Source organism: Streptomyces sp. BBFR51 (genome assembly GCF_044591655.1).
Taxonomy (GTDB): Bacteria; Actinomycetota; Actinomycetes; order Streptomycetales; family Streptomycetaceae; genus Streptomyces.
In genome coordinates, this window is sequence record NZ_CP172448.1 from 2,699,448 (window position 1) to 2,714,002 (window position 14,555).

Genomic DNA, 14,555 nt, shown 5'->3' on the forward strand with positions numbered 1-14,555 from the left:
TCACCCCGCCACCTTCACGGTCGTGGTCGCGCCCCACAGGGCCAGCGACAGGAAGAAGTCGGTGACGCTGATCAGCACGATGGCGTTGCGCACCGACCGGCCGACGGCGACACCGACGCCGGCGGGGCCGCCCGAGGCGCGGTAGCCGTAGTAGCAGTGGGCGACGATCACCATCACGCTGAAGATCAGCACCTTCAGTACGGAGAGCAGCACGTCCGTCGGGGACAGGAAGAGGTTGAAGTAGTGGTCGTAGGTCCCCCGGGACTGCCCGTTGAACAGGACGGTCACGTAGCGAGAGGCGAGGAAGGAGGAGAGCAGCCCGATGGCGTAGAGCGGGACGATGGCGACGACGCCGGCGATGATGCGGGTGGTGACCAGGTAGGGCATGGAGCGGATGCCCATGCCCTCCAGGGCGTCGACCTCCTCGTTGATGCGCATGGCGCCGAGCTGGGCGGTGAAGCCGGCCCCGACGGTCGCGGAGAGGGCGAGTCCCGCGACGAGCGGGGCGATCTCGCGGGTGTTGAAGTAGGCGGAGACGAATCCGGTGAACGCGGCCGTGCCGATCTGGTCGAGGGCCGCGTAGCCCTGGATTCCGACGACGGTTCCGGTGAAGAGCGTCATCGCGATCATCACGCCGATGGTGCCGCCGATGACGCCGAGGCCGCCGGAGCCGAAGGCCACCTCGGCGAGGAGGCGCTGCACCTCCTTGAGGTAGCGGCGCAGGGTCCGCGGGATCCACAGCAGGGCCCGGACGTAGAAGAGCAGTTGGTCGCCGGAGCGGTCGAGCCAGACGAGCGGGGAGGCCATCGGACCTCAGCCTCCCTTCGGCGGGACGATCTGGAGGTAGATGGCCGTCATCACCATGTTCACGAAGAAGAGCAGCAGGAACGTGATGACGACGGACTGGTTGACGGCGTCGCCGACGCCCTTGGGGCCGCCGCGCGGGTTGAGGCCCCGGTAGGCGGCGACGATGCCCGCGATGAACCCGAAGACCAGCGCCTTGAGTTCGCTGACGTACAGGTCGGGCAGCTGGGCGAGGGCGGAGAAGCTGGAGAGGTAGGCGCCGGGGGTGCCGCCCTGCATGATGACGTTGAAGAAGTAGCCGCCGAGGATGCCGACGACGGAGACCAGGCCGTTGAGCAGGACCGCCACGGCCATGGCGGCCAGGACCCTGGGCACGACCAGTCGCTGCACCGGCGAGACGCCCATGACCTCCATCGCGTCGAGTTCCTCGCGGATCTTGCGCGAGCCGAGGTCGGCGCAGATGGCCGAGCCGCCGGCGCCGGCGATCAGCAGGGCGACGATGAGCGGGCTCGCCTGCTGGACGACGGCGAGGACGCTGGCGCCTCCGGTGAACGACTGGGCGCCCAACTGCTCGGTCAGGGAGCCGACCTGGAGGGCGATGACGGCGCCGAAGGGAATCGAGACGAGGGCGGCGGGCAGGATGGTGACGCTCGCCACGAACCAGAACTGCTCGACGAACTCGCGGAACTGGAAGGGTCTTCGGAAGACGGCGCGGGTGACTTCGGCGGCGAGTGCGAAGAGCCGGCCGGTCTGCCGCAGCGCGCCGGTGATCACGCGCCGCTCCCGGCGGCGGGCATCGCCACGGTGGCCGCCTCGGAGTTCTTCGCGTAGGTCTCCCGGATGGCGGTGCGCGCGGCGGGCGGCAGCGTGTCAATCATGCCCATGACACGCTCACGTCGCCGGGCGACGGCCTGGCGCGGCGGCAGACCCGGCGAGGGCTCCAGCTGCGGGACGATCTCCCGGGGCCCGTCGGGCACGGCGGGGGCTGCGTCGGCCTCGGCGGCGAGCGTGGCCGCGTCCTTCTCCTCGGACATCCCGATGGGGCCCTCGCGCCGGCCGCCGAGGAACTGGGAGACGACCGGCTCGTCGCTGGTGAGCAGCACCTCGCGCGGCCCGAAGGTGACGAGTTGGCGCAGGAAGAGCATCCCCATGTTGTCGGGCACGGTGGCGGCGATGTCGAGGTTGTGGGTGACGATCAGCATCGTCGCGTCGAGCTGCGCGTTCAGGTCGATCAGCAGCTGGGAGATGAAGGCGGTGCGAACGGGATCGAGCCCGGAGTCCGGTTCGTCGCACAGGATGATCTGCGGGTCGAGGACGAGCGCGCGGGCCAGTCCCGCCCGTTTGCGCATGCCTCCGCTAATCTCTCCCGGAAGCTTTCCCTCCGCACCCAGCAGCCCGACGACGTCGATGCGCTCCATGACGATGCGGCGGATCTCGGACTCCTTCTTGCGGGTGTGCTCACGCAGTGGGAAGGCGATGTTGTCGAAAAGGGACATGGACCCGAAGAGGGCGCCGTCCTGGAACATGAGACCGAACAATTTACGGGTCTCGTAGATGTCTCTTTCCGGACTGTTCACCATGTCCACTCCATTGATGAGGACACGGCCCTTCTCGGGTTTGAGCAACCCTATGAGCGACTTCAGGAAAACCGTCTTACCAGTACCGGACGGGCCCAGCATCACGCTGACCTCTCCGGCCGGAAGAGTGAGTGACACGTCCCGCCAGATGCTCTGCTTACCGAAGGACTTGGTCAGACCCTCGACCACTACTTCGATTCCCATATCACCTCCAGCGGACGTCAATCGGATACGCGCTGCGGGCGCACGTTAAGTCGGCACGGAGCGCACTGACAACGGGTGCGACGCCGGATCTCCGGCCCCCTCCCGAACTTGTCACCGCGCAGACAACCCGCCGGCCCCGCACTTGTCTCCGGGGAGACAGGGCGGGGTCGGGGTCCAGCCCGCCCGGCGGGGGCCACCGACCTGCAACCGAGCACCACACCGGCACGTTACGGCCGAGTAACCTCGGCGGGCAACACCGGAATCGGAGTTTTCCGGGATGCCGACTTCAGCCATCCGGAACCTGTCAGGCAAGGCACAAAAACGAACCGCGAATCACTCACGCCGGAAACAGCTTGTTCCACTTTTCAAAGAATCATGGGCTGCCGCATTGTTCGGCTATGTTTCCCGCGAGTAACGTCACGGCTCTCCTCCCCGTCAACCCCTAGGAGAGTCCCGAGTCATGAAGAAGAACACGAGAAGGACAGCCGTCATGGCGTGTGCGGCCGCGGCCGCGCTGGGCCTCACCGTCGGCACCGCGTCGGCGGCGCCCTCCACGGTGTGGACCGTCAGCCCGTCGCCGGCCGCGTTCGACGCGACGAACGTCGGCAACATCGTGCTGACCGCCACCATCCCCATGACCTGTACGGTCTCGGACGCGGCCGGGACGATGGCGAGCACCACCGGCAACCCGGGGGACGTCGCCGACATCGACGCCATGAACTTCGGTACGTCCGCCTCGCCGTGCACCAGCGTCCTGGGCAACGTCAACACCACGTCGGTCGTCCCCTGGGACGTCGTCGCGGAGGACTACGACGCCGCCACGGGCGTCACCACGGGCTACGTCGGCAGCGTCACGGCCAACGTGACCGCCGGCGCCTGCAGCTTCACGGTGACGGGCCAGGCCTCGGCCACCTACACCAACTCCACGGGCATCCTGGCGGTCAACAGCGTCGCCGGTGAACTGGCGGTCAGCAACCCGGTCAACTGCGGTGCCATCGTCACGGAGAGCACCCGGCCCACCTTCAAGGGCAACTACGCCGTCAAGGTGGCGGGCACCAGCACCATCCCGACCATCGTCGGCTCCAACCCGTAGGCCGCGACCCGCGCACGTCCGCCCGGCCGGCACCCCGGCCGGGCGTTCGCGGGCTCTGCGCCGCGCACCCACGCCACGTCCGAGCGGAGTCGCATGAAAGCCCAACACACCGCCCTCTCGCGGCCGCTCCGGGTCCGTGCCCGGACCACGTCGATCGCCGCGTTCGTCGTGCTCGCCGCCCTGATCCCGACGACGAGCGCCTCGGCCTCGGGCACCCAGGAGGTCGAGGCCGAACTCCCCTACGTCTGCACCCTCCCCTCGGGGCAACTGCCCGCGACGGTGCGGATCTCGGCGGAGTTCCCGGAACGGGCCGAGGTGGGCGAGGCGTTCACGCCCTCAGGCGTCACCACGACCGTGGCACTCCCGGCGGAGGCCGTCGCGGACCTCACGGCGCGCGACGCGACCGAGGTACGGGCGGCCACGAGGCTCGCCGTCGGCGTCGCCCAGAACGCGGCCACGGCCAAGGCGACCTGGCGAGGGAGCGCCGAGCCCGTCGCGGTGCCGGAGTCGGGGCCGCTGACGCTGGTGTCGACGGGCGACGTTCCCTCGGTGGCCGGCCGGAGCGACGGCGACCTGACGTTCTCCGCGGGCGGCCTCGCGATCGACCTGGCGCTCGGCGCGGCGGACCCGGCCGCCACCGACCCGGACACCACCGGCGCCGGTTCGCTGACCGTCGACTGCACCCTGGCCGAGGACGCGCCGGACCAGGGGCTGCTGGCCACCGTACCGGTCGGCACGGGCGGCTCGGGACCGAGCGGTTCGCCCTCCTCGTCCGGGTCGGCCGATCCCTCCGGGGTGCCGGAGGACGGGCAGGGGGACGGACGGGGGGACCAGCAGCGGGAGCGGCAGTCCGAGCGGTCGCCGAAAGTGACGGAGAACCTGCCCGGCGCCGCCGCGGACCGCGACGTACCGCCGTGCCGCTACGACGAACAGCACCCGCCCACGGACGTGTCGCTCAGCGCCTACGTCACCGGCTACGCCAACGTGAAGAAGATGAAGGGCGCCGCATACCTGCCGCCGTCCTGCGTGCTGATCGAACAGGGGATACCCGTGATGGGCCCCCCGGACCCGGAATGGCTCATCTTCGACACGGTGTCGTATGCCAACTTCCACTACCAGGAGCGCAAGGAGACACCGCCGTTCCAGAGCACCTTCCTGTCCTTCGACTTCGCCCCGGTGAAGGCCACCATGGTGCTGGAGCAGACGGGCCCGATGAGAATCGACTCGCGCATGAAGATGCGCCTCTCCGACTTCCTGACCACCACGGACACCTACGTCCGGGCCCCGTTGGTCCTGCACGTGACCGCCCTGGAGGTCAACGGGACTCCCCTGGACGTCGGTTCCGCGTGCCGGACCGAGAAGTCCCTCACCTCCGTCGACCCGGATCCCGCGAACTTCCCCGGTGACCACCTGGTGCTGTACGGACGGGGCGAGCAGATCCTCGGCCAGGACGCCACCGGTTACCTGCTTCTCACCGGCGGTGTGCTGTCCGGCGAGACGAGCATCCCGGCCTTCACCGGCTGCGGCACCGACGGCGAGGACCTCGACCGTCTGCTCACCGCCTCCGTCTCCGGTCCCGGCAACCTCATCAAGCAGGTCCAGGGCCAGACGTGCTCGATCGCCAACCCCGTGTACGAGACCCCGAACACCAGGGGCGAGTGCACCAAGGATCTCCAGCCCTACCAGATCCCGGTCGCCGAACGCTGAACGCCGAGCGCCGAACAGCCACCCCCACCCCCATTCCCGAAACGTCCACGGAAGGCCACCACCATGCCCCCGATCTCCGCCCGCACCCGCCTCGCCACCGTCTCCGCGCTGACCGCGCTCGGCGCCTTCGCCTCGCTGGGCACGGCGACCGCCGCCGACCCCGCGCTGAACGGCGAGTGGGCCCCCTTCACCCGCTGCCCCGTGGACGCCCCGGCGATGCTGGCCGCCGACGGTTTCGACAAGACCCCGCAGTGCGTGGTGTCCACCTCGGCCAGCGGTTCCATCAAGCTGGGCGACACCACCGTGGTCACGGGCAGGACCAACCTCCAGATGGGCGTCGTCCAGAACGCGGACGGCACCAGCAGCGTGGTCGCCCCGGCGTCCGGCGCGCTGGTCGCCGAGCCCGCCTCCGTGCCCGGCGGACTGCTCGGCCTGATGTGTCCGAGCGACATATTCGTGATCACGGGCATCTGCGAGTCGCTGGAGAACTCCAGCCTCAACAAGATCACCGCGACCATGGAGTCCGCCGGCGCGCCCTACGCCTTCGACCAGACCGCGGGGGTCCTCACGGACATGCCGATCGTCGCCCTGCCGGTCCGCATCCATCTGGAGAACCCGCTCCTCGGCGACAACTGCTACATCGGCACGGCCGCCGCCCCGATCGTGCTGCGCCCGGAGAACCGCACCTACCCGGAGTTCGGGATGACCTTCTTCCAGGGCGACGGCACCGCGGACGCGGCCGGCGAGATGAGCCGGATCAACCTCACCGGCGCCACCCAGAACGACAGCACCTTCGCGGTGCCCGGCGCCACCGGCTGCGGCCTGAACGTCGGTCTGATCAACGCGGCGGTCAACGCGAAGACCGGGCTGCCCTCCGCCTCCGGGAACAACAGCGTGACCCTCGACGACACGCAGACCCACCTCACCGGTCTCAACGCGCCCGGCACCGTCGTCCCCGACGCCGGCAAGGTCCTGGCGGAGAACTGGCACTCCGCCGTGAAGTAACCGTCAAGCGCACGCACAACCGGGGCACGATTCCTCCCCAGATTCCTCCCCAAGCGATGTACAACACAACAGAGTTGATTTACCGTCGGCTTGCCAAGCCGGTGAACACCCAGTGGACCGGTCCGGGCCCCGCCCGACGAGGCGGCGGGGCCCGGCCGGCCACCCACCGGACATGTCGCAGACCAAGGGAACACTCATGCCCTCAATCGCGCGTCCGTCGGTGCTCGGTGAACCGCTCGATCCTCTCCCCAAGAAGTTCGCGGCCTTCATGCGCCCGCTGCTCCCCGGTCTGCTGAACGAGATACGAACCGAGGTCACCCGCAGCTATCCGGTGTACGGCAGGCTGCTCAACGGCCCGGACGGGGACGCGATACGCCAGGGTGTGGAGCAGGCACTGACCGCCTTCGTGGACCGGGTGGCCGACCCCGGCAGCAGCTCGGAGCTGCGGGACGAACTGCTGCGCAGGTTCGGCCGGGTGGAGGCCTACGAGGGTCGTGACCTGGAGGTCCTCCAGGGGGCCTACCGGCTCGGCGCCCGCATCGCACTGCGCCGGGCCAAGACACTGGGCCGGCAGTACAGCCTCTCCCCCGCCCTCGTCCTCGCCTTCGCCGACGCCCTCTTCGCCTATGTCGAGGAGCTGGAGTCGATCACCCGCGAGGGGTACGCCGAGGTACGGGAGCGGGCGGCCTCCGAGGAGTCCGCGTTACGAAGACAATTACTGCACTTCCTCCTGACCGCCTCGCCGCTGCCCCGGACGACCGTCTCCGAACTGTGCAAGGCCGCCGCCTGGGAACTGCCCCCATCCTGCTTCCTCGTCGCCCTGCAGTCTCCGGCGCCCGAGCACCTCCAGGCGGGACTCGACCGGGACGTCCTCGCCGACCTGGACATACCGCAGCCGCACCTGCTCGTCCCCGGGGACCTCACTCCCGCCCGCCTCGCCATGCTCCGTACGGCCCTCGCGGGCACCCGCGCCGCGGTGGGCCTGACCGTGCCGGTCGCGCAGGCCGCCGACTCCGTCCGCTGGGCCCGCCGTGTGCTCCAGCTCGCCCACGACGACGTCATACCCGACGCTCCGCTGATCCGCTGCGAGGATCACCTGACGACCCTGTGGCTGCTGTCCGACTCCGCCCTCGTCGACCGGGTCGCGGCGCGTGAACTGGCCCCGCTCGACGAGCTGCCCGCCCGGCGGCGCGACCGGCTCGTCGAGACCCTCCGGGTCCACGTCTCCACCCGGGCGCCCGCGGAGCAGGTCGGCGAGATGCTGGGCGTGCACGCCCAGACCGTCCGCTACCGCCTGCGGACGCTGGACGCCTACCTGGGCGACCGCCTCGCCGACCCCGACCACCGCTTCGCCCTCGAGGTGGCCCTCCGCTCGCTCCATCTGCGCGGCCACGACGGCACGGAGTGATCCTCGCGGCCGGCGCGCGGGTCAGTACGCGACGGGCCAGCCGCTGCTCCAGTCAAGGAGGTTGATGCCGAGCTTGGGCGTGCCGTTGTCGTTGCCGTCGTAGTAGTGGTAGACGATCAGGTCGCCGTCGACGTCGTTCATGATCGACTGTCCGCCGGGGCCGATGACGCCGCCGTGCGACTCGAGGACCGGCGTGCCGCCGTTGTTCGTCATCGAGACGCCGTTCCTGTCGCGGTAGGGCCCGGTGACACTCGTCGCCCGGCCGACCTTGACCTTGTAGGTGGAGCTGGTGCCGGCGCAGCAGGTGTCGTACGACGCGAAGAGGTAGTAGTACCCGTTCCGCTTGACGACGTACGGGGCCTCGACGGCCTTGGTCCCGGTCGGGCGGGAGGCGAGGGAGCGGCGGGCGGTGTCGGAGGCGAGCTGCTTGCCGGTGGCCGGGTCGATCCGGATCATTTTGATGCCGGTCCACCAACTGCCGAAGGCCAGCCACCACTTGCCGTCGTCGTCGACGAAGAGGTTCGGGTCGATGGCGTTGTAGTCGCTCGCGGAACCCGACGTGTAGACGATGCCGTAGTCGCTCCAGCTGCCCGGCGCTGCGGTGGTGGAGCCCGCCAGCCCGATGGCGGAGGTGTTGGAGCCGAACGACGAGACGGAGTAGTACATCAGGTACTTGCCGCCGTGGTAGGAGATGTCCGGCGCCCAGGCCTCCGGGACGGAGGAGTACCGGGACCACCAGCCGGGCCGGGAGCCGAAGGCGTCCGCGCCGGCGGAGAAGGCGGTGCGGTCCGAGGACGTCTTGCTGCTGATGCCGCCGCCCGTGGCGTAGAGCTGGTACTGCCCGGACGAGGTGCGGATCATCGTCGGGTCGTGGGTGACGACGGAGCCGGTGACCCGGCCCGGGTTGGGGTACGCCGACGCCGTGGTCGGGACGAGGGCGAGCAGGGCGGCGGTGGGGAGAGCGAGGAGTGCGGTTCGTCTGCGACGCATGGGGGCTCCTGCCCGTTCAGTATTTCGAACAGCGGTCGTGGTTCCGGACGTGCTGCAGTGACGGAACCTAGAATCGATGCGCTTGCGCGTCAATGCCCCCGGCGGCGACGGTGTTCAACGTCCGGAAAACACGCGGAGCGTCGCGGACGTCCGGTCCCGGGCACGGAGCGCCCGTCTTGCTGCCGCTGCCGCAGAGGTGGTGCGAACGTGTGTAAGCAGTGTCGCCGGTCGGGATGGTGGTTACGGGATCGGGATGCTGACCGGGGCCCGCGCCCGTACGCCGTGGCTGCGGGAGGGCTCCTGCGTTCCCCAGCAGCAGATCATCCGCGGCTTCGGCCGCTCCCGCGCCAAGGCGCACCAGGACATCGCTGAACGTCTGCCCGTAGCGCGCCGGGCCGGGATGCCGACGTGGAAGACCAGGCGCGAGGCGCTGGCGACGCTGAACCACACCCGACGGGGGTTCCGGCTGAACGACGGGCGGCTGCGTCTGGCGGGCGGGATCACCGTGTCGGTGGTGTGGTCGCGGGAGTTGCCGGCCGAGCCGTCCTCGGTACGCGTCTACCCGGGACATCCGCCCGGTCCACCCCGCGTACACCACGACGGACTGCGCGCGGTGCGAAGCGAGAGCCAAGCACGCCCTGCCGCTGGGTGAACGCACCCACACCTGCACCGCCTGCGGAACCGCATCCCCCAGGGACAAGAACTCCGCACGCGTCATGCTCCTCCGGGCTGGTCTCAACCCGGCTGGCGCCGAAGGCCGAAGACCTCCTGGAGCGCCGCTCCAGAGGGCAGCCTGAGCCAGGAATCCCCTCCCCCTCCAGGGAGGGGAGGATTCGAACCGGCCGGTTCCCACCCCGTGGGCGCGGCGCCTGCGGGTCTACGGGTTCTCCCAGGCGGCCGGTTCCGCCGCCAGCTCCCGCACCGGGCCGGGCAGCGTGTCCGCCGCGAGGTCCGCGATCGTCACGCCCTCCAGGATCCTGCGCACATTGGCGCGCAGCGCCACCCACAGCGGCAGCAGGGGCCCCGCCGTGCCCGTGTACACCAGCCCCGTCGGCCGCTCCCCGCGCACCGAGACGATCGGGCCGTCCACCGCCCGGATCACGTCCGCCACCGTGATGTCCGACGACGCGCGCGCCAGCCGGTACCCGCCGCCCCCGCCGCGCCGGCTCTCGACGACACCGCCGCGCCTCAGGTCGCCCAGGATCCCCTCCAGAAACTTGTGCGGAATGTCCTGCGCCGCGGCCACGTCCTCGGCCTTGACCGGGCAGTCGCCCTGCCGGACGGCCAGTTCCAGTACCGCCCGTACCGCGTAGTCCGCACGCGCCGAGATCCTCATACCGACCATTGTGCGGTCCGCTGGAACAATAGCGGGGCACGGGCGGTCCCGCACAGGCGGCGGGACCGGAGACACAGGCAACAGGAGAGGCTCCCTTGGAGCGCAGCAGGATCAGCAGACGAGCGTTCAGCGCACTCGCGGGCACCACCGTCCTCGGTCTCGCGCTCGGCGGCAGCGTGAGCAGCGCGGCGCTGCCCGGCTCCGGCGGTCCGGGCCCGGTGCCCACCGGGCCGCCGCCCGGTCCGCCCGGCGCCGACGGGGTGCGTCACCGGGTCGCCCTGGACCAGTACTCGCTGCTGGTGGACGGCAGGCGGCTGGCGCTGTGGTCCGGCGAGATGCACCCCTTCCGGCTGCCGAGCCCGTCCCTGTGGCGCGACGTGCTGCAGAAGATGCGGGCGTACGGCCACAACGCGGTCGGCGTCCGCCTCGCCTGGAACGAGCACTCCCCCGCACCCGGCAGCTACGACTTCACCGGCGTCCGCGACCTCGACCTGTTCCTGCGCACGGCCGCCGAGTGCAGCCTGTACGTCGTCCTCGACCCCGGCCCCCGCATCGGCGCGGACGTGGACGCCGGGGGCCTGCCCGGCTGGCTGACGGCGGTCGACGCCCGGGCCGGGACCACCGACCCCGCCTATCTGCGCCACGCCGACGAGTGGCTGGGCCGGGTCGACGCGATCGTCGCCCGCCACCAGTTCACCCGCGGCACCGGCACGGTCCTGCTCTACCGGTCCGACGCCCCCGACCCCGCCGGCCTGGACCACCTGCGCGAGAAGATCCGCGCCGACGGCATCGACGTACCGCTCCTGCACCCCGGCACCCCGCTCGCCTGGGGGGAGCCGGAGCGGACCCGGGACGCCGCCGAGGCACGGCGGGTCCATCTCGCCCGCCTGGGCCGGGGAAGCACGCTGCACAACGTCCACACCGCGTTCGGCGGCACCTCGTGGGGGTGGCTGCCCGCGCCCTCCGCCCCCTCGCCCACGTATGACCCCACCGCGGCGATCGACGAGGCGCGCCGGCCGACGGCCAAGCTCGCCCCGCTCCACCAGCTCGGGCACCTCCTGCGCCACGTACCGGACTTCACGCGGCTGGACGAGGCGCCGGCGGTGAAGGCGTCGGACGCCCGCGTCCGGGTGCGGCACCTGGCCAACCCGGACACCGGCGCCCACGCGTACGTCCTGCGCAACGACTCCGCCGCCGACGTGACCTCGACGGTGCCGATGGGCGGCGGCGACGTGGAGGTCACCGTCCCCGCCCGGGACGCCAAGCTCCTCGCCACCGGGCTCCACCTGGGCGCCGGGCGGAAGCTGGCGTACGCCACCGTGCAGCCCATGATGTCCCTGAGCGTGGGGCGGCTGGACATCGCCGCCTTCGTGGGACGGGCCGGCGAGACGGCGCACCTGGTCCTCGACTGCCCGAACGAGCCGTGGCCGACCCGGCTCGACGAGGAGGCGGCCTGGGCCTTCGACCACGGCGAGCTGCACGTGATCGTGCCGCTGAAGGAGGACCGGCTGACCCGGGTGCGGGTGCGCAGCGGGGAGTCCGACCGCACCCTGCTGCTGCTCTTCGCCGACGACGCCGCCTCACTGCGCCTTTGGCCCTACGAGACCCCGTCGGGCCGGGTCCTCGTGCGCGGCCCGGAGCTGCTGCGCGACGTCGCCCTCGACGGTGCCACGATCCGGCTGACCGGCGACACGGTCCAGGAGCGCGAGCTGGAGGTGTGGGCGCCGCGCGGCATCACCGACGTCACCTGGAACGGCCAGGCGGTGGAGGCGTCGCTGGGGCGCGCCCAGAGTCTGATGGCCGTGTGGCCGCTGCCCGCCGTACCCGAGCTGGTGCTGCCCGCGCTGGACGGCTGGCGGCGGCGGACCGAGAACTTCGAGTCCCGGCCCGACTACGGCGACGAGGGCTGGACGGTCGCGGACCGGCGTACGTCGCACGGCACGACCCCCGTGCCCGAGGGGCAGCCCGTGCTCTTCGCCGACGACTACGGCTTCCACTACGGCGACGTCTGGTACCGGGGCCGGCTCACCGGCGCCGCGGGGCTGGAGTCGGTGTCCCTCTCCTACAGCACGGGCGCGCGCGGACTGCTGATGGCCTGGCTGGACGGGGAGCCGCTCGGCACGCACCAGGTGGGCCCGGAGGAGGACGGGAAGGGCACCTGGACGGCCACGGCCGACTTCCGGCTGCCCGAGGCACTGCGCGGGGCGCTGCGCGAGCGGGCCGACGCGGGTGCCGCACCCGTCCTGTCCGTCCTGGTCCGGCGCACCCAGCACGGCCAGGACGCGTACCGGACGGCCCGCGGGCTGACCTCGGCCGGCTTCGAGGGGGCGTCGCCGGACGTGCGCTGGCGGATCATGGGCACGGCCGCCCCGGACCCGGTGCGCGGGCCGCTCAACAACGGCGGGCTGTACGGGGAACGGTACGGCTGGCAGCTGCCCGGGTACGACGACGGCCACTGGGAGCCGGTGTCCCCGGATTCCCTCGCCCGCCAGGACCGGCGCCAGGGCGTGACCTGGTACCGGACCACCTTCCGGCTGGACGTGCCGCCGGAGGTCGACGCCCCGGTCGGGCTCGTCCTCGACGGCCGGGGCCGCGATCTGCGCGACCACCGCGTCCAGGTCTTCCTGAACGGCTGGAACATGGGCGAGTACGCGGGCGGCCGCACGGGCGCGCCGCACACCTTCGTCCTGCCGAACGGCATCCTGCGCACCCGGGCCGCCGCCAACACCCTCGCCCTCGCGGTGCTGTCCGGCGGCGACACGGCGTCGGGTCCCGGCGCCGTGCGCCTGGAGCTGCTGGGCAGCGCGGCCGGAGGAGTGCCGGTGAAGCCCGTGCCCTCCCCCGGCGCGCGCTGACCCGTACGGCGCCGACCCGGCCCGCCCCGACCCGTACGGCGCCGACCCGGGCCGCGCTCAGCGCAGCCGGATCACGTTCCAGGACAGCGGCTCCAGGGCGGCGGTCAGCCTGCCGTCGTCCAGGGCCGTGCCGTCCACCGGGTGCGGGACGACCCGCTCGGGCTCGGCGAGGGTGTTGCGGGCGTCGGGGTCGGCGTCCGCGAGGGCGCTGTGCTCGACGACCTCCGTCAGGTCCAGGCCGCTCAGGGCGACGTCCAGCGGCAGGGGCTCGGTGCGGGAGCGGTTGACGGCGAAGACGGTGACCGAGCCGTCCTCGGCGCGCACGGCGGTGGCGTGCAGCAGGTCCGCCTCGCCGTACTTCTTCGTCTCGTACGTCGGTGAGTCCACCCGGACGTCGAGCACCTCGCCGCGGCCGTACTTCGAGGCCTGGGCGAAGGGGAAGAAGGTCGTCTGGCGCCAGGCCGGGCCGCCGGGTTCGGTCATGATCGGGGCGATGACGTTGACGAGCTGGGCGAGGCAGGCGACGGTGACGCGGTCGGCGTGCCGCAGCAGGGCGACCAGGAGCGAGCCGAAGACGACCGCGTCCATGACGCTGTAGTTGTCCTCGAGCAGCCGGGGTGCCTCGGGCCAGTCCAGGGCGCTCACCTCGGCCTGGGTCTTGGCCATGTACCAGACGTTCCACTCGTCGAAGGAGAGGTTGATCCTCTTCTTCGACTTGAGGCGGGCACCGATGTGGTCGCAGGTGGCGACGACGTTCTCGATGAACGACTCCATGTCCACGGCGGAGGCCAGGAAGGAGTCGACGTCCCCGTCGTGCGGCTCGTAGTAGGCGTGCAGGGAGATGTGGTCGACCAGGTCGTAGGTCTCCTGAAGGACCGTCGCCTCCCACTCGGCGAAGGTCTCCATGGACTGCCCGGACGAGCCGCAGGCGACGAGTTCGACGTCCGGGTCGATCTGGCGCATGGCGCGGGCGGTCTCGGCGGCGACGCGGCCGTACTCCTCGGCGGTCTTGTGGCCGGTCTGCCAGGGGCCGTCCATCTCGTTGCCGAGGCACCAGAGCCTGATGCCGAAGGGGTCCTTGTCGCCGTGCTCGGCGCGCAGGTCGGACAGGGCGGTGCCGGCCGGGTGGTTGGCGTACTCCTGGAGTTCGAGGGCCTCGGCGACGCCGCGGGTGCCGAGGTTGACCGCCATCATGGGCTCGGCCTGGGGGCCGACCTTCTTGAGGAAGGCGATGTACTCCGAGAGGCCGAAGCGGTTGGTCTCCGTGGAGCGCCAGGCCAGGTCGAGGCGGCGGGGGCGGTCCTCCACCGGGCCGACCGAGTCCTCCCACTTGTAGCCGGAGACGAAGTTGCCGCCGGGGTAGCGGACGGCGGTGACGCCGAGTTCCCGGACGAGGTCCAGGACGTCCTGGCGCAGGCCCTCGGCGTCCGCCGCGGGGTGGCCGGGTTCGAAGATGCCGGTGTACACGCAGCGACCGAGGTGTTCGACGAAGGAGCCGAAGAGGCGGGGGTTGACTTCGCCGACGGTGAAGGCGGGGTCGAGGGTGAAGCGGGCGGTGCGCATCTTTTCCTTTCGA

Annotated in this window: 11 protein-coding genes and 1 pseudogene; 6 read left to right on the forward strand and 6 right to left on the reverse strand. The window is 71.3% G+C overall.

Translation table 11 applies throughout. The features are described from left to right. The 3 genes from ACGH7X_RS12365 to ACGH7X_RS12375 are packed head-to-tail and all read right to left on the reverse strand — an operon-like array spanning position 1 to position 2,585. Complete coding sequence (locus ACGH7X_RS12365; RefSeq protein ID WP_399884625.1) at positions 1-807, reverse strand: MlaE family ABC transporter permease; 807 nt, start codon at positions 805-807, stop codon at positions 1-3. Positions 808-813: 6 nt separating this feature from the next. Further along, entirely contained in the window at positions 814-1,578 is a 765-nt protein-coding gene (locus ACGH7X_RS12370; protein WP_399884627.1) for an MlaE family ABC transporter permease, read from the reverse strand. Continuing rightward, positions 1,575-2,585, reverse strand: a complete 1,011-nt coding sequence (locus ACGH7X_RS12375; RefSeq protein ID WP_399884629.1) for an ABC transporter ATP-binding protein — start codon at positions 2,583-2,585, stop codon at positions 1,575-1,577. Before ACGH7X_RS12375 ends, ACGH7X_RS12370 begins: the two co-directional genes overlap by 4 nt. Before the next feature lie 460 nt (positions 2,586-3,045). Between ACGH7X_RS12375 and ACGH7X_RS12380 the strand changes: the two genes are divergently transcribed. The 4 genes from ACGH7X_RS12380 (at position 3,046) to ACGH7X_RS12395 (ending at position 7,798) form a co-directional block, all read left to right on the forward strand. Then, positions 3,046-3,678: a hypothetical protein gene (locus tag ACGH7X_RS12380; RefSeq protein WP_399884631.1), complete on the forward strand. Its 633-nt coding sequence runs from the start codon at positions 3,046-3,048 to the stop codon at positions 3,676-3,678. Positions 3,679-3,771: 93 nt separating this feature from the next. Next, positions 3,772-5,385, forward strand: coding sequence for a DUF6801 domain-containing protein (locus ACGH7X_RS12385; RefSeq protein WP_399884633.1), 1,614 nt, complete (start codon positions 3,772-3,774; stop codon positions 5,383-5,385). A gap of 63 nt (positions 5,386-5,448) precedes the next feature. Beyond that, positions 5,449-6,390 (forward strand): hypothetical protein, encoded by a 942-nt coding sequence (locus ACGH7X_RS12390; protein WP_399884635.1) that lies wholly within the window; start codon positions 5,449-5,451, stop codon positions 6,388-6,390. Between the two features lie 196 nt (positions 6,391-6,586). Beyond that, positions 6,587-7,798 (forward strand): helix-turn-helix domain-containing protein, encoded by a 1,212-nt coding sequence (locus tag ACGH7X_RS12395; RefSeq protein ID WP_399884637.1) that lies wholly within the window; start codon positions 6,587-6,589, stop codon positions 7,796-7,798. Positions 7,799-7,819: 21 nt separating this feature from the next. Here the strand turns inward: ACGH7X_RS12395 and ACGH7X_RS12400 are convergent, their stop codons facing one another. Further along, the gene (locus ACGH7X_RS12400) at positions 7,820-8,788 is read right to left on the reverse strand and encodes an arabinan endo-1,5-alpha-L-arabinosidase (protein ID WP_399884639.1); all 969 of its coding nucleotides are present in this window, start codon (positions 8,786-8,788) and stop codon (positions 7,820-7,822) included. Positions 8,789-9,041: 253 nt separating this feature from the next. Here ACGH7X_RS12400 and ACGH7X_RS12405 point away from each other — a divergent pair. After that, a pseudogene (locus ACGH7X_RS12405) lies at positions 9,042-9,585 on the forward strand (zinc ribbon domain-containing protein). Between the two features lie 80 nt (positions 9,586-9,665). Here the strand turns inward: ACGH7X_RS12405 and ACGH7X_RS12410 are convergent. After that, positions 9,666-10,124 carry an RrF2 family transcriptional regulator gene (locus ACGH7X_RS12410; RefSeq protein WP_399884641.1) on the reverse strand — a complete coding sequence of 153 codons (459 nt, stop codon included), beginning with the start codon at positions 10,122-10,124 and terminating at the stop codon, positions 9,666-9,668. A 95-nt stretch (positions 10,125-10,219) separates the two neighbouring features. Between ACGH7X_RS12410 and ACGH7X_RS12415 the strand changes: the two genes are divergently transcribed. Continuing rightward, entirely contained in the window at positions 10,220-12,979 is a 2,760-nt protein-coding gene (locus ACGH7X_RS12415; protein ID WP_399884643.1) for a beta-galactosidase, read from the forward strand. A gap of 57 nt (positions 12,980-13,036) precedes the next feature. Here ACGH7X_RS12415 and ACGH7X_RS12420 read toward each other — a convergent pair whose 3' ends face one another. After that, positions 13,037-14,542: an alpha-N-arabinofuranosidase gene (locus ACGH7X_RS12420; protein ID WP_399884645.1), complete on the reverse strand. Its 1,506-nt coding sequence runs from the start codon at positions 14,540-14,542 to the stop codon at positions 13,037-13,039. Between the last annotated feature and the right edge of the window lie 13 nt (positions 14,543-14,555).